This is a genomic window from Pseudomonas sp. BJa5 (assembly GCF_030272875.2).
Lineage (GTDB): Bacteria > Pseudomonadota > Gammaproteobacteria > Pseudomonadales > Pseudomonadaceae > Aquipseudomonas.
On the sequence record NZ_JALRNG020000014.1, the window covers coordinates 90,885 to 114,401 of the forward strand.

Here is a 23,517-nt window from a genome sequence, read left to right on the forward strand (position 1 = left end):
CCATTGGCGGGGGTGCCGGCCAGTCATGCGGGCATGACTGGCCAGGCGAGGGCCTTACTGGGCGCCTTGCTGTTCGGCCAGCTTGTCGGCCAGGCGCACGAAGGCGGCCAGGTCCAGTTGCTCCGGACGCAGGCTGCCGTCGACGCCAGCGGCTTCGATGGCTTCGCTGTTGAGCAGGGCCTTGAGGGTGTTGCGCAAGGTCTTGCGGCGCTGGTTGAAGGCTTCGCGAACGATGCGTTCGAGCAGGCGGTGGTCCTTGGCGGGGAACGGCAGGGTTTCGTGCGGCACCAGGCGGACGATGGCCGAGTCGACCTTCGGTGGCGGATTGAACGCGCCCGGGCCGACGTTGAACAGGTGCTCGACCCGGCAATGGTACTGGACCATGATCGACAGCCGACCCCAGTCGCCACCGCCGGGGCCTGCGGCCAGGCGCTCGACCACTTCCTTCTGCAGCATGAAGTGCATGTCGCGGATCAGCTCGGCGTTATCGAGCAGGTGGAAGATCAGCGGGGTGGAGATGTTGTACGGCAGGTTGCCGACCACCCGCAGGCTGCGCGGTGCGGCGCCGAGGCTGGTGAAGTCGAACTTCAGGGCGTCGCCCTGGTGCAGGCGGAAGTTGTCGCGACCGGCGAATTGCTGGTTGAGGATCGGCACCAGGTCCTTGTCCAGCTCGACCACGTCCAGCTGTGCACCACTGCCCAGCAGGCCTTCGGTCAGGGCGCCCTGGCCCGGGCCGATTTCCAGCATGCGGTCGGCAGACTTGGCGTTGATCGAGCGCAGGATGCGGTCGATGACGCCGGCGTCGTGCAGGAAGTTCTGGCCGAAGCGCTTGCGCGCCCGGTGTTGGTATTGCTCACTCATAGTCGGGTCTCGGCCATCTGGTAGGCGGTTTCCAGGGCGACCTGCAGGCTGCCGGTGTCGATCTTGCCGCTGCCGGCCAGATCGAGGGCAGTGCCGTGGTCGACCGAGGTGCGGATGATCGGCAGGCCCAGGGTCACGTTCACTGCGGCGCCAAAGCCCTTGTACTTGAGTACGGGCAGGCCCTGGTCGTGGTACATCGCCAGCACTGCGTCGCAATGCTCCAGATATTTGGGGGTAAACAGGGTATCGGCAGGCAACGGGCCGCGCAGGTCCATGCCTTCGCTGCGCAGGCGCGCCAATGTCGGTTCGATGGTGTCGATTTCTTCATGGCCCAGGTGGCCGCCTTCACCCGCATGGGGGTTGAGGCCACAGACCAGGATGCGCGGGCTGGCGATGCCGAACTTCTGTTGCAGGTCGGCATGCAGGATCCGCGTGACCCGCTCCAGGCGCTCCGGGGTGATGGCGTCGGCGACATCGCGCAAGGGCAGGTGGGTGGTCACCAGCGCCACGCGCAAGCCGCGGGTGGCGAGCATCATCACCACCTGGGTGGTGGCGGTCAGGTCGGCGAGAAACTCGGTATGGCCGGAAAAGGCGATGCCGCTCTCGTTGATCACACCCTTGTGCACGGGTGCGGTGATCATCCCGGCAAAGTGCCCGTCCAGGCAGCCCTGGCCCGCGCGGGTCAGGGTTTCCAGGACGAATGCGGCGTTGGCCTTGTCCAGCTGCCCGGCAACCACCGGGTTTTGCAGTGGTGTATCCCAGACATACAGGCTGCCGGCGGCGGCAGGCTGGTCAGGGAAGGCATCAGGGGTTACCGGCAGCAAGGTGACGGCCACCCCCAGCTGCGTGGCCCGCTCGGCGAGCAGGTCACGGCTGGTGATGGCGATCAGGGGGTGCGGCTGGGCTTGCGTGGCCAGCAGCAGGCACAGGTCTGGACCTATGCCGGCTGGCTCACCGGGGGTGAGGGCGAAGCGCTTGAGTTTCACTGGGAGGCCTGGTCGGCGCCGGGAAGCTTGATTTCAACGTAGGCTTCGTCGCGAATCTGACGCAGCCAGGTCTGCAGCTCTTCGTCGTACTTGCGGTTGCGCAGGACGTTCATCGCTTGCTGCTCACGCGCCTGCTCGGTGCTGTCGGTCGCGCGGCGGCCGAGGACTTCCAGCACGTGCCAGCCGTATTGGGTCTGGAACGGCTTGGTCACCTGACCTTGCGGGGCGTTGGCCATTTGCTCGCGGAACTCCGGCACCAGGACGTTGGGGTCGACCCAGTTGAGGTCGCCGCCGTTGAGCGCCGAGCCCGGGTCTTCCGAGAAGCTCTTGGCCAGCTCGGCGAAATCTTCACCGTTCTGGATGCGCTCGTAGAGTTTCTCCGCCAGTTGCCGGGTCGCTTCAGGGCTGCGGATTTCGCTTGGCTTGATCAGGATGTGGCGTACGTGAACTTCGTCACGCACCACGCTGCTGCCGGCGCCGCGCTTTTCCTCGAGCTTGAGGATGATGAAGCCGTTGGGGATGCGGATTGGCTGGGTGATGTCGCCGATCGCCATGCTGCTGAGCATCTTGGCGAAGTCCGGAGGCAGCTGGCCTGCTTTGCGCCAGCCCATCTCGCCGCCTTCCAGGGCGTTATCGCTGGCCGAATTGGCGATCGCCATCTGGGCGAAGTCGGCACCACTGCGCAGTCGCTGGTGGAGCTCACCGACTTTCCGGGCCGCGGCCTGGATTTGCTCCGAGTTGGCGCCTTCAGGCGTAGGGATAAGGATGTTGGCCAGGCGGTACTCTTCCGACAGTTGCATCTTGCCCTGGTCAGAGTTGAGGAAGTTCTTCACTTCCTGTTCCGACACCTGGATGCGCTCGGCCACACGGCGCTGGCGCACGCGGCTGATGATCATCTCGCGGCGTACCTGCTCGCGGGCATCGTCATAGGACAGGCCGTCACGGGCCAGGGCCGCGCGGAACTGCTCCAGGCTCATGCCGTTGCGCTGGGCAATGGTGGCGATGGCCTGGTTGAGTTCTTCGTCGGTGATGCGGATGCCCGAACGATCGCCGATCTGCAGTTGCAGGTTCTCGACGATCAGGCGCTCGAGCACCTGCTGGTCCAGCACGCTGGCGGGCGGCGCGGAGCCGCCGCGCTTGGCGATGGTCTGCTGGACTTCGCGCACGCGCTGGTCCAGCTGGCTTTTCATGACCACGTCGTTGTCGACGATGGCCACAACGCTATCCAGGGGCTGAACGGCGGCATGTACCGCGCCGCTCAGCAATACAGCGCCCAGCAACAGCGGGCGCAGACAATCAGTAAGCTTGGTCTTCACGTGTACGATAACCTTGAATGCCCTGGTCGAGGAACGACTCGACCTTGTTGCCCACTACGCCGCCCAGGCCTTTCAGCACAATCTGCAGGAAGACGCCGTGGTCGCCTTTTTCGTTTTGCGGAGTCGCCTGGCTGAAGTCGTCGTAATCGATCCAGTAACGGTTGATCAGACGCAGCTTCCAGCAGCAGCTGTCGTACTCGAAGCCACCGAACGCTTCCAGCGTGCGGTTGCGGTTGTAGTCGTGCTGCCAGCGAGCGATCGCGGTCCATTGTGGAACGATCGGCCACATGACCGAGAAGTCATGCTGTTCGATCTTGTAGTAGTCCTTGATGTAGCCCGGTTCGCCTGGGGTGAGGTAGTCGCCGCCACCGACCTGCCAACGACCCGTGGTGCTGTTGTAGGTCACCATGTCGTTGCGGTAGCGATAGCCGAGGTTGACCACCTTGTTCACGTTGTCTTCAGGCTGGTAGTGGAACATCGCGCTGCCCGAACGGGTGCTGCGGCTGTCCGGATCCCAGTTGAAATCGGAGTTGAAGCGCCAGTCGCGGTTGAACTTGTACTCGTACTCCAGTGCGTACGGCGATACATCCGACTGGGCATCCTTGCGATCGTCGAAGTTGACGCCCGGCAGTTGCACCTTGCGATCCCGGAAGTACAGGGCCTGACCCACGGCAAGGCGCTGACGCTCGAAGCCGTTTTCTTCGATCCAGCGGTTGTTCACGCCCAGCGACAGCTTGTTCTCGTCACCGATACGGTCGATGCCGGAGAAGCGGTTGTCGCGGAACAGCGAGGCGTAGTTGAAGGTGTTCTCGCTGGTGTCGAAGACCGGGATGTCGCGCTGGTCTTCATAAGGCACATAGAGATAGAACAGGCGCGGTTCCAGCGTCTGCCGGTAGTTCTTGCCGAACCATTGGGTGTTGCGGTCGAAGTACAGGCCGCTGTCGATGCTGAAGATCGGCACATTGCGGTTCTGCGTGCCATGGAACTCACCCTGCAGCGCCAGTGTTTCCGGGCTGGCGGTCGCCAGGTCGTTCTTGCCTTTGCCGTCCAGATCAAGATCGTAATGAGTGGTCATGTACTTGATCGAAGGCGTCAGGAAGCCATAGGTTTCCCGCAGCGGCAGGCTGATCATCGGCGCGGCATTCAGACGGGTACCGTTCGAACGGGCAACGCCGAAGATGTTCTCGTCCAGTCGCTTGCCGCCGATAACGTTACCGGAAGCATCGGTCACCAGCCCGGCGGTTGGGTCCGGGTTGCCATCTTCGTCGAAGACCAGGTCGTCCTTCAGGTTACGGTCGAAGCGCACCGCTTCGGTCTCGTAGCTGAAGTCGAACCCGCCCGGATGATACGGCAGCATGCCGTTGAAGGTGACCTGAGGCAGCCGGTCATACGGGGTGATCTGGGAGATGGTCGCCAGCTCGGTGGCCTGCACGTTCAGGCGCGCGGTGTAGTCGTCACCGCGGTAGGTCATGGCACCCTGCTGGTTGAGGTAGTCGCGGCTCTCGACGCCGATCTGGTCGGTCTCCAGGTCCTGGAAGTAGAACGGATCGCTGATGTCGGTGTAGTCGACCTCGGTAAACACGCGTGAATCCAGGCCGCCCTTGTGCTGCCAGTTGACCATCCAGCGCTGGTCTTCGTAGTCGGTCTGCAGCTTGCGCTCGTCATCCTTGTCGTTCAGGTAGGCACCACCGAACTGACCTTCGCTGGATTCGGTCAGGTAGCGGAACTCGCCTTCCATCAACAGGCCACGTTTGGCCATGTAACGCGGATACAAGGTGGCGTCGTAGTTCGGCGCCAGGTTGAAGTAGTACGGCGTGACCAGGGTGAAACCGGTGTCACTGCTGGTGCTGAACGACGGCGGCAGGAAGCCGGACTGGCGACGGTCGTCGATCGGGAAGTAGATATAAGGTGTGTAGAACACCGGAATATCCTTGACCCGCAGGGTGACGTTGGTCGCGGTACCGAAGCCGGTGGCCGGGTTCAGGGTGATGTTGTTGCCCTTGAGCTGCCAGGCGTTGCTGTTCGGCTCACAGGTGGTGTAGGTACCGTCCTTGAGGCGAATGATGGCGTTCTCGGCGCGTTTGGCGTACAGCGCGCTGCCGCGGATGCGCGATTTGTGCATCACGTATTCGGCGTTGTCGACCTTGGCTTCGCCGGTATCGAGCTGGATGTCGGCGTGATCGCCGACCACCAGCGAACCGTTGTCACGGATCTTGACGTTGCCGCTGAGCTCGCCCCGGTTTTCGGCCTGGTACAGGTTGGCCTCGTCGGCTTCGACCTGCATGCTGCCCTGGCGCATGACCACGTCACCGGCGAGGGTGGCGATCTGCTGTTCTTGCTGGTAGCGGGAAACCTTGGCGCCGATGAAGGTCGGTGCTTCGTCCTTCGGCGTGGTGTCTTGCATGCCCGGACGGATCGGCTCGACGTAGGCGCCGGCGCAGTAGGGGCCGGTTTCGGCGAGCTGGGCCGGGGTCAGTTGATCACGTGGTACCCAGTCCAGGTGGCTGTAATCGGCACTGCGGGTCTTCAGGCCGCGGCCCTTGCTCTCGGTGACCAGCATTGGCGTCTCGCCAGGCGCTTCGACGGCTTCGCCGGAGGCTGCGGTGCTCTCGCCAGCGGCAGCGGCGGCCGCACCCTGGTGCACTGGGCGGGGGGGCAGAGGCGCAGCGTTGGTCTTGGGCTTGCAGTCCCAGCCTCCGGCAGCGGACACTTGGCAGTCGAACTGCTCGGCGGCGACCACATACGAGGTGGCCAGCGGTTGCAGCGCCAGCAAACCGCCGGTGACCAGCAACGGGAATTTTTTACGAAACGCGGGGGATTTCAATGCCATCTTATTAGTCCGGGCTTCCTGCGTGCCATCTGCCCGCGGTGGGGCCGCACGCCTCTCGATGGTCTGAAAAAGATGCTGGATAATAAAGCATGACCCGCTTGACGGCTAGGGCCGTCGGAGACCCTTGTAATGCCTGAACACGATGTACGCCTGCAACTACTGGAAGCCTGGCTCGCCGAACAACTGGCGCAGCTGTTTCAATCCCAAGACTGGGGTGCCGTTCCGACCGGCACCCTGACCGCCGCCAGCAGCGACGCCAGCTTCCGTCGCTACTTTCGTTGGCAGGCCGATGGCCACAGTTTCATTGTAATGGATGCACCGCCTCCGCAAGAAAACTGCCGTCCTTTCGTCGATATTGCCCACTTGCTGGCCAGCGCCTCGGTCAATGTCCCGGTGATCCATGCCCAGGACCTGGCGCGTGGGTTCCTGCTGCTCAGCGACCTGGGCACCAAGACCTACCTCGATGTGATCGATGCCGATAACGCCGATGGCCTGTTCGCTGATGCCGTCGAGGCGCTGCTGGCGTTCCAGCAGCTGCCGATGGACGCCCCCCTGCCCAGCTACGACGTAGCCCTGCTGCGCCGTGAGCTGGAATTGTTCCCCGAATGGTATGTGGGGCGCGAACTCGGCCTGGGCCTGACCGATGTGCAGCTGGCCGCCTGGCAGCGCATCAGCACCCTGCTGATCGACAGCGCCCTGGCCCAGCCCAAGGTGCTGGTGCACCGTGACTTCATGCCGCGCAACCTGATGCAAAGCACGCCGAACCCCGGGGTGCTGGATTTCCAGGATGCGGTGTATGGCCCGGTGACCTATGACGTCACCTGCCTGTTCAAGGATGCTTTCCTGAGCTGGCCGCAGGCACGGGTCGAAGGCTGGCTGAAGCAGTACTGGGAGCAGGCCCGGGCCAAGGGCATCCCGGTGCAGGAGGACTTCGAGGACTTCCATCGGGCCAGCGACCTCATGGGCGTGCAGCGCCACCTCAAGGTCATCGGCATCTTTGCCCGCATCTGTCACCGCGATGGCAAACCGCGCTACTTGACCGACGTACCGCGCTTCTTTGCCTATATAGATGAAGTGATCGCCCGCCGTCCGGAGCTGGCTGAGCTCGACGAGCTGATCGAGAGCCTCCAGGCCAGTGCCGGGGAGCGTCCATGAAGGCGATGATCCTGGCCGCCGGCAAGGGCGAGCGCATGCGGCCGTTGACCTTGCACACGCCCAAACCGCTGGTACCGGTTGCGGGCGTGCCCTTGATCGAATACCACCTGCGCGCCCTGGTGGCCGCAGGCTTCAAGGACGTGGTGATCAACCATGCCTGGCTCGGGGCGCAGATCGAGGCCCACCTGGGCGACGGATCGGGCTTGGGGCTGAATATCAGTTATTCCGCAGAAGGTGAGCCGCTGGAGACCGGCGGCGGGATCTTCAAGGCCCTGCCGTTGCTGGGTAATGAGCCCTTCGTGCTGGTCAACGGCGATGTCTGGACCGATTACGACTTCAGCCAGCTGCCGCCAAAGCCTGCCGGCCTTGCGCACCTGGTGCTGGTAGACAATCCCGGCCATCACGGCAAGGGCGATTTCTGCCTGCAACAGGGACAAGTCAGCGACGGCAGCGAAGACGCGGACACCCTGACCTACAGCGGCATCGCGGTAATCGACCCGCAACTGTTCAAAGGCTGTAGCGCCGGTGCATTCAAGCTGGCGCCGTTGCTGCGTCAGGCCATGGCTGAAGGCCTGGTGTCGGGCGAGTACTTCAACGGGCACTGGGTGGATGTCGGCACCCTGGAGCGGTTGGCCGAAGTCGAACGCTTGATCGCCGGGCGCCACTGAGATGCTGTGGCCGAGCACAGTGATTGGTGCCGGGGCCGGTTTCGCCATTGCCAGCATTCCAGGCGCATTGCTGGGGGCATTGCTGGGCCAGGCGATGGATCGCCGCTTGCAGCTGCACAGCTGGGCGCACCTGCGCGAGCGCTTGGGTGGACGCCCGGTGCTGCGCGACGACGAGGTGCTGTTCGTGCTGCTCGGCCGTCTGGCCAAGTGCGACGGGCGGGTGGTCGATGGCCATATCCAGCAGGCGCGCCAGGAAATGCAACGCCTGGGGATGAGCGAGCCGGTACGCCGGCGGGCGATCGCTGCATTCAACCGCGGCAAGCGGGGCAAGGAGCGCCTGGGCCACTACCTGCGTCGTCTCAAGCAACAACCCCACGCGGCCGAAGGCATGCTGCGCGCGTGCTGGCGCATGGTCTGGGCCGATGGTCGGGCCGGGCGCCTGGAACGCGAGCTGCTGCTGGACTGGGGCCAGCAACTGGGGTGGTCGGCCAGCAAGGTCCAGGCCCTGGCGCTGGAGTACGAACCCCAGCGTCCTGCGCTGGCCAGTGCCAGCCTCGGCTATCAGGACGCCTTGCGCGTGCTCGGGGTTGCGGTCGAGGCCGAGCCCGGGCAGATCAAGCAGGCCTATCGGCGCTTGCTCAGCCGTCACCATCCGGACAAGCTGGTCGGCAGTGGCGCCAGCCCGGCCCAGGTACGCGAGGCGACCGAGCGTACCCGTGAACTGCATCAGGCCTACGCGATCATCCGCAAGCGCCGCGGCTTCTAGTCGACGTTTTCCGGGCTCAGCCAGCCGCGCACGCGGCGGAACAATTGCTCTTGTTCCGCCTTGCTGTTACCGGGCATGGCGGTCAGGGCCACCTGCCGATAGCTGTTGTCCTTGAGCCGTTTGCTCGCTTGCAGGCGCAGTTCGGCGGCGCGACGGGCCTGGGCCTGATTGCTGTAGTAGAAATCGCCGGTCGCTACTCTCAGCGAAGGCGCCAGGCTGTCCAGGCTCTGTTCAGCTTGCGCCGGTGTCTGCGCTGCGATCATCACCAGTTTCTGCACCTGTGCCGGCTGGCGCTCATTGAGGTAGCGGGCAGCCCAGTAGGCGCCGCTGCCACTGCCGGCCAGGGCTATGGTGCGGGCGTTGTGCTGCTGCGCGTAGGCCACGGCGGCATCGAGGCGGGCGAAGATGCGCTCGGCGTCGGCCTTGTCATCGCTGTTGACGGCCGCTGATGGCGTGGCACTTTCGGCCGCCTCGTTGTCGACGGCAGTGGCCTGTTCGACGCTGGCATTGGCGTCGGCTGGGGTGTCCTTGGCCGGCGCGCTCTGGCCTTCGGCGGTGGGCTGATTTGCCGGCGCTGCGCTTTCGACACGGGCTTGCGGGCTGTCTTGCAGCAGGTCCGGCAGGCTCAGGCTCAGGCTGTGCCAGCCGGCATCCGGGAACTTGCGCCGCAGGGGGCCGACGGTCTTTGGCCAGTCGGCGGTTTCGCCAGCACCGGCGAGGATGATCAGTGCCCCCTCGGGTTCGCTGCTGTTGGCCGGCTTCCACAACGCCAGGAAGGTCTCGCTGCCCGCTTGCAGCATCTGCTGCTCGGCCTTGGGCACCTGGCGCTCGAGGGCCTGGGCATCTTCCTGGCTGCGCTCGGCCAGTGGCTGGCGCTGAACCGCGGCAGGCGGGGTGTCGGCAGCCGCTTCTGGCGTTTCGCCAGTAGCCGCATTTGCGCTACAAGGTAATATCAATGAAAGGCAGAACGCGGGAAGCGTCGTGCGATACAGTGAGAACATGGATCGATCCAGGCCAGATTAATACCGGCAGCCTAATAGTATTTGTCCGGGACGGCCATGCTCGCTGGCCATCCTTCCTTTGATGAGAGTGCAGATGAAGTCATTGCGCTGCCTGTTGTTTATCGGCTGTTTGTGCCTGCCCTTGATCACATCGGCAGCACCAGTCACGCCGCCCGGCGCCGTGGTGCTGGAGCCGGCGCAGCAGCAATGGCTGGAGCAGCATCGCAGCCTGCGGGTCGGGCTGGTGCTGCAGGCACCTTTCGCCCAGTTCGACCGGCGCCTGCAACAGCTGTACGGGGTCAATGTCGAGCTGATGAACTGGTTGGGCCGCGCGCTGGGGCTGGACCTGACCTGGCGCAACTTTCCTGACCAGGAGTCGCTGGAGCATGCACTGCTCGCCGGCGAAGTCGACCTGGCGCCCGGCCTGACCCAGACCCCGGCCGGCCTGCGCCTGTGGTTGTTCAGCGATCCCTACATGCGCGTGCCGCAACTGATCGTCGGCTCGCGTACCGGTGCGGTGGCGGTGGACCTGGAAAAGCTCGTCGACAACGAGCGGGTCGCGGTACGCATGCCCAGTGCGGTGGCCGACTACCTGCGCGCCACCTATTCGAACCTCAACCTGCAAGGGGTTCCCCAGGAACGCCAGGCCTTGCAACTGGTGCTCAGCGAGCAGGCCCGCTATGCCGTGGTCGACGAAGCGCAACTGAGCCGGCTGTCGCGGGAGAGCGAGTTCAGCGACCTGGCCGTGGTCGGCGATATTGGCTTGCCGCAGTTGCTGCGTGTGGCGTCGCGGCGCGACTGGCCACAGCTGGCAGAAATCATCGAGCGCGGCTTGCAGGCCATCCCGGCCAAGGACCTGGAGCAATTGCACCAGCGCTGGCTGGAGCCCAAGTACCCGCGCCTGAGCGAGTCGCCCGGTTTCTGGCAGAACCTGGGATTGTTGCTCGCCGCCTTGCTGTTGAGCTGCATGGCCATCGTTGTTTGGCAGCGGCGTCAGTTGCGCCAGCTGGAGCACAACCTGCTCACGGCCCGAGAAACCATCAACCAGCGCCAGGCGCGGGAGGAGGCCCTGCGCCTGAGCCAGTTTTCCATCGACCAGAGCACGGTGGGCATCCTCTGGGTCAACTGGGACAGTCATGTGCGCTACGCCAACCGGGCGGCCGAAAGCATGCTCGGCTACCCCGAAGGGGCGGTGATCGACCGGCCATTGATCGATTTCGAACCCAACCTGCACATGGACCGCTGGCTGGAACTGTGGAAGCGCGCCCGGGCCAGCAACGACACTGCCCAGCATTTCGAAACCCAGTGCCTGCACGCCAACGGCAGCCTGCTGCCGGTGGATGTGTCGCTGAGCTTCCTGCGCTTTCGCGATGCCGAGTACCTGGTGGTGTTCCTCACCGATGTCACCGAGCGTCGTCGCGCCCTGGCGGCCTTGCGCGAAAGCGAGGCCAGGCTCAAGGGCATCGCCGGCAATGTGCCGGGGCTGGTGTTCCGGCTGGAGCGCAACCCGGCGGAAGGCGAGCTGGAGTTTCCGTACATCAGCGAGGGCAGCGAGGCGCTGGTCGGCTATTCACCGGCAGTCCTGCAGCACCCGGACATGGGCTTGCGCAATCTGGTGCACCCGGAGGACCGGGCCGATTACCACAAGGTCCAGGACCTGGCCCTGGCCACTGACCGCGATTGGTCCTGGCAGGGCCGCATCCTGACCCGCGACGGTGAGCAGCGCTGGGCCGACATCAAGGCCAGTACCCGCAGCCTGGGCGATGGCCGGGTGGTCTGGGACGGCGTGGTCTGGGACATTACCCAGAGCAAGCGGGTCGAGCTTGAGCTGGCGCGTTCCCAGGAACAGTTGCGAGAGTTGTCGGCGCACCTGGAAAGCGTGCGGGAAGAAGAAAAGGCGCGCATCGCCCGGGAAGTGCATGACGAGTTGGGGCAGATGCTGACCGTGCTCAAGCTGGAAACGTCCATGTGCGAACTGGCCTACGCCGACCTCGACCCCGGCCTCAATGAGCGCCTGGCCAGCATGAAGCGCCTGATTGCCCAGCTGTTCCAACTGGTGCGCGATGTGGCCACGGCCTTGCGCCCCCCAATCCTGGATGCCGGCATCGCCTCGGCCATCGAATGGCAGGCGCGGCGATTTGAAGCACGCACGCAGATTCCTTGCCTGGTCCAGGTGCCGGAAAATCTGCCACCCTTGAGCGATGCCAAGGCCATTGGCCTGTTTCGCATCCTCCAGGAGGCCCTGACCAATGTCATGCGCCATGCCCGGGCGCATACTGTGCAGATCAACCTGAGCCTGGATGGGCAGACCTTGCGCTTGACGGTGATCGACGATGGCATCGGCTTTGCGCTGGAGCAGAACCGCCCGGCCTCTTTCGGCCTGGTTGGCCTGCGTGAGCGGGTATTGATGCTGGGCGGGCAAATGACCCTGGAAAGCGAACCGGGCGAAGGCACCAGCCTGAGCGTGGGCATTCCTCTGAAATAGGAGCGGTATCGTGATTCGAGTTCTGGTAGCCGAAGACCACACCATCGTCCGCGAGGGTATCAAGCAATTGATCGGCCTGGCCAAGGACATGCAGGTGGCGGGGGAGGCCGCCAATGGCGAGCAGTTGCTGGAGACCCTGCGCCATACCGAGTGCGAGGTGGTGCTGCTGGATATCTCCATGCCCGGCGTCAATGGCCTGGAGGCTATTCCACGGATCCGTGCGCTGAACGATCCGCCGGCGATCCTGGTGCTGTCGATGCATGACGAAGCACAGATGGCGGCGCGGGCGCTGAAGATCGGGGCGGCGGGCTATGCCACCAAGGACAGCGATCCGGCCCTGCTGCTGGCGGCGATCCGGCGGGTGGCCGGCGGCGGTCGTTACATCGATCCGGAATTGGCCGACCGGATGGTCTTCGAGGTCGGCCTGACCGATGCCCGGCCGCTGCATTCGTTGCTGTCCGAGCGCGAGTTCTCGGTGTTCGAGCGCCTGGCCCAGGGCGCCAATGTCAACGACATCGCCCAGCAACTGGCGCTGAGCAACAAGACCATCAGCACCCACAAGGCGCGCCTGATGCAGAAGCTCAACGTGAACTCGCTGGCAGAGTTGGTGAAGTACGCCATGGAACACAAGCTGGTCTGAGTGTTCCAATTGCGACATCGTGGTGCTGCCATCGCAGGCTACGCCAGCTCCCACAGCTCCCACAGCTCCCACAGGGACTAGGTATGTGGGAGCTGGCGTAGCCAGCGATGGCGATACTGAAGCCGGAGAATCCCTCGGGTCTTGTCTGAAAGCGTCATCCTTGTAGGGCAATCCCTACCCCAAACCTTCCATGCGGCTGATATCAATCTCTCTCCACCCCCGATTTCCGGGGGCTTGCACCTTCTCTAGGCTGTGACAACGGCAGTCATCCAACAAGAAGGTACAGGTATGAGTGAGGTGAATTCGAGCGCTGCAGCCGGCGAAGTGCTGGTCAGCTTCCGTGGTGTGCAGAAGAGCTACGACGGCGAGTCGCTGATCGTCAAAGACCTCAACCTGGATATTCGCAAAGGCGAGTTCCTGACCTTGCTCGGCCCGTCCGGCTCCGGCAAGACCACCAGCCTGATGATGCTGGCCGGCTTCGAAACGCCGACCGCCGGCGAGATCCAGCTGGCTGGCCGTTCGATCAACAACGTGCCGCCGCACAAGCGCGACATCGGCATGGTGTTCCAGAACTACGCCCTGTTCCCGCACATGACCGTGGCCGAGAACCTGGCGTTCCCCCTGACCGTGCGCAACCTGAGCAAGACCGACATCAGCGAGCGGGTCAAGCGCGTGCTCAACATGGTCCAGCTCGACGCCTTCGCCAAACGCTACCCGGGCCAGTTGTCCGGCGGCCAGCAGCAGCGTGTGGCCCTGGCCCGGGCGCTGGTGTTCGAGCCACAGCTGGTGCTGATGGACGAACCGCTGGGCGCCCTCGACAAGCAACTGCGCGAACACATGCAGATGGAAATCAAGCACCTGCACCAGCGCCTGGGCGTCACCGTGGTCTACGTGACCCACGACCAGGGCGAGGCGTTGACCATGTCCGATCGCGTGGCGGTGTTCCACCAGGGTGAGATCCAGCAGATCGCCGACCCGCGGACCCTCTACGAAGAGCCGAAGAACACCTTCGTGGCCAACTTCATTGGCGAGAACAACCGCATCAACGGCCGCCTGATCAGCCAGGACGGCGACCGTTGCCATGTGCAGCTGGCGCGTGGCGAGAAGGTCGAGGCGCTGGCGGTGAATGTCGGCCAGACCGGCGAACCGGTGACCCTGTCGATCCGTCCCGAGCGCGTGCGCCTCAACGGCCACAGCGAAAGCTGCGTCAACCGCTTCTCCGGCCGGGTGGCCGAATTCATCTACCTGGGCGACCACGTGCGGGTGCGCCTGGAAGTCTGCGGCAAGGCCGATTTCTTCGTGAAGCAGCCGATTGCCGAACTCGACCCGGCCCTGGCCGTGGGCGATGTGGTACCGCTTGGCTGGGAGGTCGAACACGCCCGCGCGCTCGATCCGATCCAGGAAGCCAATTGAAGGTTTGCTTCACCAACCCTGTACTGTGGAGAGAATAATAATGCTCAAACACTTGAAGTTGACCGCCCTGACAGTGGGTATCTTTGCGGCAGCCCAGGCCGTGGCTGCCGACCTCACCGTGATCTCCTTCGGCGGCGCCAACAAGGCCGCCCAGGTCAAAGCGTTCTACGAGCCATGGGAGAAGGCAGGCAACGGCAAGATCGTCGCCGGCGAGTACAACGGTGAAATGGCCAAGGTCAAAGCCATGGTCGACACCAAGAGCGTGTCCTGGAACCTGGTGGAAGTCGAATCGCCGGAGCTGGCCCGTGGTTGCGATGAAGGCATGTTCGAAGAGCTCGATCCGGCCCTGTTCGGCAACGAGGGCGACTATGTGCCTGGCGCTATCCAGCCGTGCGGCGTGGGCTTCTTCGTCTGGTCCACGGTCATGGCCTACAACGCCGACAAGCTGAAAACCGCACCGACCAGCTGGGCCGATTTCTGGGACACCAAGCAATTCCCGGGCAAGCGTGGCCTGCGCAAAGGCGCCAAGTACACCCTGGAATTCGCCCTGATGGCCGATGGCGTGGCGCCCAAGGATGTGTACAAGGTGCTCGGCACCAAGGAAGGCCAGGACCGTGCCTTCAAGAAACTCGACGAACTCAAGCCGAGCATCCAGTGGTGGGAAGCCGGCGCCCAGCCGCCGCAATACCTGGCCTCGGGTGACGTGGTCATGAGCTCGGCCTACAACGGCCGTATCGCCGCGGTACAGAAAGAGAGCAACCTCAAGGTCGTCTGGAACGGCGGCATCTACGACTTCGACGCCTGGGCCATTCCGAAAGGGGCGAAGGACGTAGAGGCGGCGAAGAAGTTCATCGCCTACTCGGTCCAGCCCGAGCAGCAGAAGACCTACTCGGAGAACATTGCCTACGGTCCGGCCAATTCCAAGGCGGTGAGCCTGCTGTCCGACACCATCAAGAAAGACATGCCGACCACCCCGGAGAACATTGCCAACCAGGTGCAGATCGACGTCGCCTTCTGGGCTGACAACAGCGAGCAGCTGGAGCAACGCTTCAACGCCTGGGCCGCCAAGTAAGGTTGGCTGATGGAGCGTCGGCGCGTTGCCGACGCTCCCTGTTCTCAAGATTTCGGAGTTCGCTATGGCCATCGCAGTGCCCCTCAAAGAAGGCGCCGGATCCACCCTCAAGCAGCGCCTGGCCCATGCCGAGCGGGTCAACCGCTGGAAAGCGCAGGCCCTGATTGCGCCGCTGGCGCTGTTCCTGCTGCTGGTTTTCCTGGTGCCTATCGCCGCGCTGCTTTACAAGAGCGTCGGTAACCCGGAAGTCGTCACCGGCCTGCCGAAGACCGTCGAGGCGGTGGCACAGTGGGATGGCAAGGGTCTGCCCAGTGAGCCGGTGTACAAGGCACTGAGTGAAGACCTCGGCCAGGCACGCAAGAACCAGACCCTGGGCGATACCTCCAAACGCCTGAACATGGAGCTGGCCGGCTATCGCAGCCTGCTGGCCAAGACCGCCCGCGCCTTGCCGTTCAAGACCGAGCCGGCCTCCTATAAGGACGCCCTGCAGGAACTGGACGAGCGCTGGGGCGATCCGGCCTACTGGCAGGCCATCCGCCGTAACACCAGTAGCGTCACCCCGTTCTACCTGCTGGCGGCCCTGGATCATCGCATCGATGACCTTGGCGAGCTGGCCAAGGCCACCCCGGACCAGGCCATTTACCTGGACATCTTTACCCGCACCCTGTGGATGGGCTTCGTGATCACCGCCATCTGCCTGGTGCTGGCCTACCCGCTGGCCTACCTGCTGGCCAACCTGCCGACCCGGCAAAGCAACCTGCTGATGATCCTGGTGCTGCTGCCGTTCTGGACCTCGATCCTGGTGCGGGTCGCGGCCTGGATCGTGCTGCTGCAGTCCGGTGGCCTGATCAACAGCGCGCTGATGGCCCTGGGGATCATCGACAAGCCGCTGGAGCTGGTGTTCAACCGCACCGGTGTGTACATCTCCATGGTCCACATCCTGCTGCCGTTCATGATCCTGCCGATCTACAGCGTGATGAAAGGCATCTCGCCGACCTACATGCGTGCGGCGATTTCCCTGGGTTGCCATCCATTTGCCAGCTTCTGGCGGGTGTACTTCCCGCAGACCTACGCCGGTGTAGGCGCCGGTTGCCTGCTGGTGTTCATCCTGGCCATCGGCTACTACATCACCCCGGCGCTGCTCGGCAGCCCCAACGACCAGATGGTCAGCTACTTCGTGGCCTTCTATACCAACACCAGCATCAACTGGGGCATGGCCACTGCGCTGGGCGGTCTGCTGTTGCTGGCTACCGTGCTGTTGTACCTGATCTATAGCTGGCTGGTCGGCGCCAGCCGCCTGCGTCTGAGCTGAGGAGCGTTGTCATGCTGAGCCCCTACATGTCGCCCGTCGAGCGGGTCTGGTTCTACAGCTTGCGCATCCTTTGCGGGCTGATCCTGTTGTTCCTGGTACTGCCGGTGCTGGTGATCATTCCGTTGTCGTTCAACTCGGGCAGCTTCCTGGTGTACCCGCTACAGGGCTTCTCGCTGCAGTGGTACCACGACTTCTTCGCCTCGGCGGAGTGGATGCGGGCCTTGAAGAACAGCATCATCGTCGCCCCGGCGGCCACGGTACTGGCGATGGTCTTCGGCACCCTGGCCTCGATCGGTCTGACCCGCGGGGACTTTCCCGGCAAGTCGCTGATCATGGCCCTGGTGATTTCGCCCATGGTGGTGCCGGTGGTGATCATCGGTGTTGCCAGCTACCTGTTCTTCGCCCCGCTGGGCATGGGTAACAGCTTCATCTCGCTGATCCTGGTGCATGCCGTGCTGGGTGTGCCGTTCGTCATCATCACCGTGTCGGCGACCTTGCAGGGTTTCAACCACAACCTGGTGCGTGCAGCCGCCAGCCTCGGCGCCTCGCCGCTGACGACCTTCCGCCGGGTGACCTTGCCGCTGATTGCCCCGGGAGTGATCTCCGGCGCCTTGTTCGCCTTTGCCACCTCGTTCGACGAAGTGGTGGTGACCCTGTTCCTCGCCGGCCCCGAACAAGCGACCCTGCCACGGCAGATGTTCAGCGGTATCCGCGAGAACCTCAGCCCGACCATCGCCGCCGCGGCGACCTTGCTGATTGCCTTCTCGGTGCTGCTGTTGCTGACCCTGGAATGGCTGCGCGGGCGTAGCGAGAAGCTGCGCACCCAGCAGCCGGGTTGATCTGGCGGGCCTGATCGCGGGGCAAGTCGAGTCGTCGCACCGCCGCTCCTACCTGTAGGAGCGGGCTTGCCCCGCGATGGGATGTAGGAGACATCTGTCGTACGGTTTGATACCGGTCAGCCCTTGGCCGCTTCCCTGAGGTACAATGCGCGCCACCGTGATTTTGCCCTAAGGTGCGCCATGCAGCCCTACGCTATTGCCCCCTCCATTCTTTCTGCCGACTTCGCCCGCCTGGGCGAGGAAGTCGATAACGTGCTGGCCGCAGGTGCCGACATCGTTCACTTCGACGTCATGGACAACCACTACGTGCCGAACCTGACCATCGGCCCGATGGTCTGCACCGCCCTGCGCAAGTACGGCATCACCGCGCCGATCGACGTGCACCTGATGGTCAGCCCGGTCGATCGCATCATCGGCGACTTCATCGAAGCCGGCGCCAGCTACATCACCTTCCACCCGGAAGCCAGCCTGCACATCGATCGTTCGCTGCAGTTGATTCGCGACGGCGGCTGCAAGGCCGGCCTGGTGTTCAACCCGGCCACCCCGCTCGACACCCTCAAGTACGTGATGGACAAGGTCGACATGATCCTGTTGATGAGCGTCAACCCGGGCTTCGGCGGCCAGAAGTTCATCCCCGCCACCCTCGACAAGCTGCGTGAAGCCCGTGCGCTGATCGATGCCAGCGGTCGCGATATCCGCCTGGAAATCGACGGTGGCGTGAATGTGAACAACATTCGCGAGATCGCCGCGGCCGGTGCTGACACCTTCGTTGCAGGCTCGGCGATCTTCAACGCCCCGAACTACCAGGAAGTCATCGCCAAGATGCATGCCGAACTGGCCCTGGCCCGCCCATGAGTGGCTTCGAGCAGCTGTTTCCCGGCGCATTGCCCAGGCTGGTGATGTTCGATCTGGACGGTACCCTGATCGACTCGGTACCGGACCTGGCGGCGGCGGTGGATCGCATGCTGCTCGAAATGGGGCGCAAGCCCGCAGGCCTTGAGGCGGTACGCCACTGGGTCGGCAATGGGGCTCCGGTGCTGGTGCGCCGGGCCCTGGCCGGCGGCCTGGACCATGCTTCAGTCGATGACGACGAAGCGGAACAGGGCCTTGAACTGTTCATGCAGGCCTATGCCGAGAGCCATGAACTGACCGTGGTCTACCCCGGTGTGCGCGACACCCTCAAGTGGCTGCACAAGCAGGGCGTGGAAATGGCCCTGATCACCAACAAGCCGGAACGCTTCGTTGGCCCCTTGCTCGACCAGATGAAGATCGGTCGTTACTTTCGCTGGATCATCGGCGGCGATACCTTGCCGCAGAAGAAACCCGACCCGGCAGCCCTGCTGTTCGTGATGAAAATGGCCAACGTGCCGGCCGAACAGGCCCTGTTCGTTGGCGACTCGCGCAGCGATGTACTGGCCGCCAAGGCCGCTGGAGTCAAATGCGTGGGCCTCACCTATGGCTACAACCACGGGCGACCGATCAGCGAGGAAGCCCCGTGCCTGGTAATCGACGACCTGCGTGCACTGTTGCCAGGTTGCTTAGAACCGGCCACTGGGATAACGTTGACGGACGTTAATCCCCCCTCAGATCGAGATTCCATCGTGGCGGTATCCGGCAAACTCTGGATGAAAGTCATCAAGGCCCTGGCCCGCTGGCGTTGGCGCGCCTGACGTTGGTCTGCCGGCCGTTGCCGGCCCGTTTGCCTGCCTGACCCCATTGCTGCTTGCCACGAGGCTATCATGACCCGCGAAGAATTCCTGCGCCTGGCCGCTGCCGGCTACAACCGCATTCCCCTGGCCTGCGAAACCCTGGCCGACTTCGACACGCCGTTGTCGATCTACCTGAAACTGGCTGACCAACCCAACTCCTACCTGCTCGAATCGGTGCAGGGCGGCGAGAAGTGGGGGCGTTACTCGATCATCGGTCTGCCGTGCCGCACCGTGATGCGGGTGCATGATCACCAGGTGCGGATCACCCACGACGGTGAAGAGATCGAAACCCACGAGGTCGAAGACCCGCTGGCTTTCGTCGAAAGCTTCAAGGACCGCTACAAGGTGCCGACCATCGCCGGCCTGCCGCGCTTCAACGGTGGTCTGGTCGGTTACTTCGGCTATGACTGCGTGCGCTATGTCGAGCGCCGTCTGGGCAAGTGCCCGAACCCCGATCCATTGGGCGTACCGGACATCCTGCTGATGGTTTCCGATGCCGTGGTGGTGTTCGACAACCTGGCGGGCAAGATGCACGCGATCGTGCTGGTCGACCCTGCCCGGGAGCAGGCCTACGAAAACGGCCTGGCGCGCCTGGAAGCACTGCTGGAGCAACTGCGCCAGCCGATCACCCCGCGTCGTGGCCTGGAACTGGGCGGCCCGCCCGCTGCCGAGCCGGCCTTCCGTTCCAGTTTTACCCAGAGCGACTACGAGCGCGCGGTCGATACCATCAAGGAGTACATCCTGGCCGGTGACTGCATGCAGGTAGTGCCGTCCCAGCGCATGTCCATCGACTTCAAGGCCGCGCCCATCGACCTGTACCGGGCGCTGCGCTGCTTCAACCCGACGCCGTACATGTACTTCTTCAACTTCGGCGACTTCCATGTGGTCGGCAGCTCGCCGGAAGTGCTGGTGCGCGTCGAAGACAACCTGGTCACCGTCCGCCCGATCGCCGGTACCCGGCCACGGGGCGCCACCGAGGAAGCGGATCGGGCGCTGGAAGAGGACCTGCTGTCGGACGACAAGGAAATCGCCGAGCACCTGATGCTGATCGACCTGGGTCGCAACGACACCGGGCGGGTATCGGAGACAGGCTCGGTCAAGGTCACCGAGAAAATGGTGATCGAGCGTTATTCCAACGTCATGCACATCGTCTCCAACGTCACCGGCGAGTTGAAGCAGGGCCTCAGTGCCATGGATGCACTGCGTGCCATCCTGCCGGCCGGGACCTTGTCCGGGGCGCCGAAGATCCGCGCCATGGAAATCATCGACGAACTGGAGCCGGTCAAGCGCGGGGTCTACGGCGGGGCCGTCGGTTACTTCGCCTGGAACGGCAACATGGACACCGCGATTGCCATTCGTACCGCGGTGATCAAGGACGGTGAACTGCATGTGCAGGCGGGTGGCGGCATCGTTGCCGACTCGGTGCCGGCCCTGGAATGGGAAGAAACCATCAACAAGCGCCGGGCCATGTTCCGCGCGGTGGCGCTGGCGGAACAGACGCCACGCAGTTGATGAAAAAACGGCGCTCCAGGTGGGCGCCGTTTTTTTTGGGGCTCAGAAGTCCAGGCTGACGGCCAGGTTGATCCCCTGTTGGGTCAGCTCATCGCTCTTGCGCCAGTTGTAGCTGCCGCGCAGGGCCAGCCCCGGCGCCAGGGTCTGGCTGATACCGAGCGTTGCCCGGTCCATGTTGCTCTGCGGTGTGTAGCCGGTCAGGGTGAAGTCATTGCCCGGCAGGCTGTTGAGATGAATGCCCAGGTCCTGGCGATCGTCCTCGAACTCGTGTTCGTGAGCGAGCTCGGCAAACAGCAGCGTGGCTGGCGCCGCCTGGTACTTGCCTTGCAATCCCACACCCAGGCGTCGCGACTCGCGATCCTGGTCGTCGAAGCTCAGCGCGGTGGCGCGGGTGCCTTTCTCGGCATAGCCATCGACTTCCACCCGTGCATAGTCGGCGCTGACGAAGGGTGACAGGCTCCATTCGCTGCCAGGGGCGGCCAGGTCATAACCCAGGCGCGCGGCAAAGGCCCAGAGCTCGCCATTGGTATCGCCCTTTTCAGTGCGATCGTTGACGCCCAGGGCGAAGGCTCGCTTCAGGTCGCTGTAATCCAGGTGGCCGCCGGTCAGGGTGGCGTCGGCCCACCAGCGGTCCTGCTGGAACTGGGCGAAGGCGGTTGCCAGGTAACTGTCGAGCTTGTAGTCGGAGTCCTGCTCGCCCGCTTCCAGCTTCTGTTGATAGGCGCCGACCGCGACGCCCAGGCGCCAGGCGGCATCCAGGCGATAACTGCCGCCCAGGGTCAGGTTGTAGCCGTGGCCGTCAGCGCTGGCCGAGCTGCGCTGGCTGTCGATATCCAGGTCCTGTCCACCGGCGGCGACAATGGCCTGCCACTGGCCAACCGCTTGCCACTTGCCTTGCCACTGGTTGCGCAGTTCATCCTGGTGGGCGCGCAGGCTGGCGTGGGCCATTTCCGGAAGCAACGTCAGTTCCCAGGGGGCGGAGAGAATTGAAAAGGCGTAGTCCGCAATCAGATCCTGGCCCGCGCTGGTGGGGTGAACCCCGTCATTGAACAGCAGCTTGCTTGGGTCCGGGGTGGCGCTGTTGATGCCATACAGCGGGTTTTCCCGGCAGCCATTGCCACTGAAGCAGGTGCCGACCAGGTTCTGCCCGCTGGCCAGGCCGAACTGTTCCGGGTTGGCCAGGCTTTCCTGGAGCAGCAGGGGCACGTTCAGGGGGATGACCTGTGCATCGATTTGCGCCAGCTGGCCGATCAGTTGCTGGTTGAACAGGCTGCTCAACTGCGAGGCCGCGCCTTGCTGGGGCGTGCCGCTGATCGCCGGGGTCAGGCCCAGGTCGGGCAGCAGCCAGACCATGATGTAGTTGGCGCCCGCCTGCTGCAGGGCCTGGGCGCTGGCGGCCAGGCGATTTGCTGCCGCCGCTGCCGTTGCCGGGCTGGTGATACGGCCCTGGAGGAAATCGTTGCCGCCGCCGGTCAGGTAGTAGAGGGCATTGGGATCGGCACGCAGGCCACCGGCCAGGTAGCCCGGGCGTTCCCGCAGCACAGTCCCGGCGCCGGGATTACCCGGGGGTATCACCACATCGGAGGTGCCGGTGATCGAGTCGAGGATCTGGTCGGTGCGATAACCACCGACTGCCCAGTTGTTGCCGTCGGGCAAGCCCAGTGCGGCATTGACCGGGGAGGTGGAGGCGCCCAGTTCTGTCGGTGAGATCCCCAGCTGGGTGCCCAGCAGCATGGGCGACACGGCGGCGAACGGTTCTCCATTGCCGTAGCTCGGGCCGACCCGATTGGTGAAGCGCTGCACGGAGCCTGCCGGGCCATTGCTGTCGGGGAACTGGCCGGCATCGCTGAGGCTGTCGCCAAACACGATCAGGGTGGAGTAGGGGGAAGGGCTGGCAATGGCACTGGAGCAGGCCAGGGCCAGCAGGGAAAAAGCACAGGGTAATAGCGAACGCGCTTTCAACATCGCAAGATCCTTTTTCGTTGTTGTTATCGGATGACGCCCAGGGACGTTAGCAAAGCATTGCGCCGGTCTTCCATCGATAAAGCGTTTCGGCATGCCTCCGTCATATTGCGCGTACCGCTGCGGTAGGCTACTGTGCGGGAACGTATGAACGAGACCTACCCCGTGTTGATCGTCAGCAAACTCTTGATGCGCGTTATCAAGGCCCACGCCCGTTGGCGTTGGCGCGCCTGACTTTATCTCCTGCCGGATCTTCCGGCCCAGTACCGCTTTGCCTTTCTCAAACCGCTGTCGCTGTCACTGCACCGTCGCACACAGAGCGGTCTGCGTACGCCCTTGGTACGCAAGGCATATCATCAAAGTCAGTCGATGCAAGAGGTTGAACCCAGATGTTACTGATGATCGACAACTACGACTCCTTCACCTACAACGTCGTGCAGTACCTCGGCGAGCTGGGTGCAGAGGTCAAGGTCATTCGCAATGACGAACTGACCATCGCCCAGATCGAAGCCCTGAACCCCGAGCGCATCGTCGTTTCTCCCGGCCCTTGCACCCCGACCGAAGCCGGCGTGTCGCTGGAGGCCATCCTGCATTTCGCCGGCAAGCTGCCGATCCTGGGCGTCTGCCTGGGCCACCAGTCCATCGGCCAGGCGTTCGGTGGCGATGTGGTGCGCGCCCGCCAGGTGATGCACGGCAAGACCAGCCCGGTGTTCCACAAGGACCAGGGTGTATTCGCCGGCCTCAACAACCCGCTGACCGTCACCCGCTATCACTCGCTGGTGGTCAAGCGCGAAACCTTGCCCGACTGCCTGGAGCTGACCGCCTGGACCGCCTTCGAAGACGGTTCGGTGGACGAGATCATGGGCCTGCGCCACAAGACCCTGAACATCGAAGGGGTACAGTTCCACCCCGAGTCGATCCTCACCGAACAGGGCCACGAGCTGTTCGCCAACTTCCTCAAGCAGACCGGCGGCCGCCGCTAAGGATCGA

General features: G+C 63.8%; 19 protein-coding genes. 13 read left to right on the forward strand and 6 right to left on the reverse strand.

Going from position 1 to position 23,517, the window contains the following annotated elements; all coding sequences use genetic code 11:
• Positions 1 to 54: 54 nt before the first annotated feature.
• From rsmA to M2D63_RS10710, 4 genes are read right to left on the reverse strand one after another with little or no spacing between them, the layout of a single operon-like run.
• Positions 55 to 861, reverse strand: coding sequence for a 16S rRNA (adenine(1518)-N(6)/adenine(1519)-N(6))-dimethyltransferase RsmA (gene rsmA, locus M2D63_RS10695; RefSeq protein ID WP_285862854.1), 807 nt, complete (start codon positions 859 to 861; stop codon positions 55 to 57).
• Complete coding sequence (gene pdxA / locus M2D63_RS10700; RefSeq protein ID WP_285862855.1) at positions 858 to 1,847, reverse strand: 4-hydroxythreonine-4-phosphate dehydrogenase PdxA; 990 nt, start codon at positions 1,845 to 1,847, stop codon at positions 858 to 860. The genes rsmA and pdxA overlap by 4 nt, the downstream gene beginning before the upstream one ends.
• Positions 1,844 to 3,163: a peptidylprolyl isomerase SurA gene (gene surA / locus M2D63_RS10705; protein WP_285862856.1), complete on the reverse strand. Its 1,320-nt coding sequence runs from the start codon at positions 3,161 to 3,163 to the stop codon at positions 1,844 to 1,846. The genes pdxA and surA overlap by 4 nt, the downstream gene beginning before the upstream one ends.
• On the reverse strand, positions 3,144 to 5,993 hold the full coding sequence (locus M2D63_RS10710; RefSeq protein ID WP_285862857.1) for an LPS-assembly protein LptD: 2,850 nt from the start codon (positions 5,991 to 5,993) through the stop codon (positions 3,144 to 3,146). The genes surA and M2D63_RS10710 overlap by 20 nt, the downstream gene beginning before the upstream one ends.
• A 129-nt stretch (positions 5,994 to 6,122) precedes the next feature.
• Here M2D63_RS10710 and M2D63_RS10715 point away from each other — a divergent pair, with 129 nt between their 5' ends.
• The 3 genes from M2D63_RS10715 to M2D63_RS10725 are packed head-to-tail and all read left to right on the forward strand — an operon-like array spanning position 6,123 to position 8,582.
• Complete coding sequence (locus M2D63_RS10715; protein WP_285862858.1) at positions 6,123 to 7,148, forward strand: aminoglycoside phosphotransferase family protein; 1,026 nt, start codon at positions 6,123 to 6,125, stop codon at positions 7,146 to 7,148.
• The gene (murU, locus tag M2D63_RS10720) at positions 7,145 to 7,816 is read left to right on the forward strand and encodes an N-acetylmuramate alpha-1-phosphate uridylyltransferase MurU (RefSeq protein ID WP_285862859.1); all 672 of its coding nucleotides are present in this window, start codon (positions 7,145 to 7,147) and stop codon (positions 7,814 to 7,816) included. Before M2D63_RS10715 ends, murU begins: the two co-directional genes overlap by 4 nt.
• A 1-nt stretch (position 7,817) precedes the next feature.
• The gene (locus M2D63_RS10725; RefSeq protein ID WP_285862860.1) at positions 7,818 to 8,582 is read left to right on the forward strand and encodes a TerB family tellurite resistance protein; all 765 of its coding nucleotides are present in this window, start codon (positions 7,818 to 7,820) and stop codon (positions 8,580 to 8,582) included.
• Here M2D63_RS10725 and M2D63_RS10730 read toward each other — a convergent pair.
• Complete coding sequence (locus M2D63_RS10730) at positions 8,579 to 9,583, reverse strand: alpha/beta hydrolase family protein (RefSeq protein WP_285862861.1); 1,005 nt, start codon at positions 9,581 to 9,583, stop codon at positions 8,579 to 8,581. The two genes, M2D63_RS10725 and M2D63_RS10730, sit on opposite strands and share 4 nt — an antisense overlap.
• Before the next feature lie 94 nt (positions 9,584 to 9,677).
• Between M2D63_RS10730 and M2D63_RS10735 the strand changes: the two genes are divergently transcribed.
• The 9 genes from M2D63_RS10735 to trpE all read left to right on the forward strand — a co-directional run bounded on the left by M2D63_RS10735 (position 9,678) and on the right by trpE (position 20,565).
• Positions 9,678 to 12,068, forward strand: a complete 2,391-nt coding sequence (locus M2D63_RS10735) for a PAS domain S-box protein (RefSeq protein ID WP_285862862.1) — start codon at positions 9,678 to 9,680, stop codon at positions 12,066 to 12,068.
• Between the two features lie 7 nt (positions 12,069 to 12,075).
• Positions 12,076 to 12,708: a response regulator transcription factor gene (locus M2D63_RS10740; RefSeq protein ID WP_285862893.1), complete on the forward strand. Its 633-nt coding sequence runs from the start codon at positions 12,076 to 12,078 to the stop codon at positions 12,706 to 12,708.
• Between the two features lie 288 nt (positions 12,709 to 12,996).
• Positions 12,997 to 14,121, forward strand: coding sequence for an ABC transporter ATP-binding protein (locus tag M2D63_RS10745; protein WP_285862863.1), 1,125 nt, complete (start codon positions 12,997 to 12,999; stop codon positions 14,119 to 14,121).
• A gap of 40 nt (positions 14,122 to 14,161) precedes the next feature.
• Entirely contained in the window at positions 14,162 to 15,193 is a 1,032-nt protein-coding gene (locus M2D63_RS10750) for an ABC transporter substrate-binding protein (RefSeq protein ID WP_285862864.1), read from the forward strand.
• A gap of 64 nt (positions 15,194 to 15,257) precedes the next feature.
• Positions 15,258 to 16,505 carry an ABC transporter permease gene (locus M2D63_RS10755; protein ID WP_285862865.1) on the forward strand — a complete coding sequence of 416 codons (1,248 nt, stop codon included), beginning with the start codon at positions 15,258 to 15,260 and terminating at the stop codon, positions 16,503 to 16,505.
• A gap of 11 nt (positions 16,506 to 16,516) precedes the next feature.
• Entirely contained in the window at positions 16,517 to 17,344 is an 828-nt protein-coding gene (locus tag M2D63_RS10760; protein WP_285862866.1) for an ABC transporter permease, read from the forward strand.
• Between the two features lie 180 nt (positions 17,345 to 17,524).
• The gene (gene rpe, locus M2D63_RS10765) at positions 17,525 to 18,199 is read left to right on the forward strand and encodes a ribulose-phosphate 3-epimerase (RefSeq protein WP_285862867.1); all 675 of its coding nucleotides are present in this window, start codon (positions 17,525 to 17,527) and stop codon (positions 18,197 to 18,199) included.
• Positions 18,196 to 19,014, forward strand: a complete 819-nt coding sequence (locus M2D63_RS10770) for a phosphoglycolate phosphatase (protein WP_285862868.1) — start codon at positions 18,196 to 18,198, stop codon at positions 19,012 to 19,014. The genes rpe and M2D63_RS10770 overlap by 4 nt, the downstream gene beginning before the upstream one ends.
• Before the next feature lie 69 nt (positions 19,015 to 19,083).
• Positions 19,084 to 20,565 (forward strand): anthranilate synthase component I, encoded by a 1,482-nt coding sequence (gene trpE, locus M2D63_RS10775; protein WP_285862869.1) that lies wholly within the window; start codon positions 19,084 to 19,086, stop codon positions 20,563 to 20,565.
• A 42-nt stretch (positions 20,566 to 20,607) separates the two neighbouring features.
• Here trpE and estP read toward each other — a convergent pair whose 3' ends face one another.
• Complete coding sequence (estP, locus tag M2D63_RS10780) at positions 20,608 to 22,530, reverse strand: esterase EstP (protein ID WP_285862870.1); 1,923 nt, start codon at positions 22,528 to 22,530, stop codon at positions 20,608 to 20,610.
• A gap of 386 nt (positions 22,531 to 22,916) precedes the next feature.
• On the opposite strand from estP, the gene M2D63_RS10785 reads away from it, so the two are divergent.
• The gene (locus tag M2D63_RS10785) at positions 22,917 to 23,510 is read left to right on the forward strand and encodes an aminodeoxychorismate/anthranilate synthase component II (protein WP_285862871.1); all 594 of its coding nucleotides are present in this window, start codon (positions 22,917 to 22,919) and stop codon (positions 23,508 to 23,510) included.
• Positions 23,511 to 23,517: the final 7 nt, after the last annotated feature.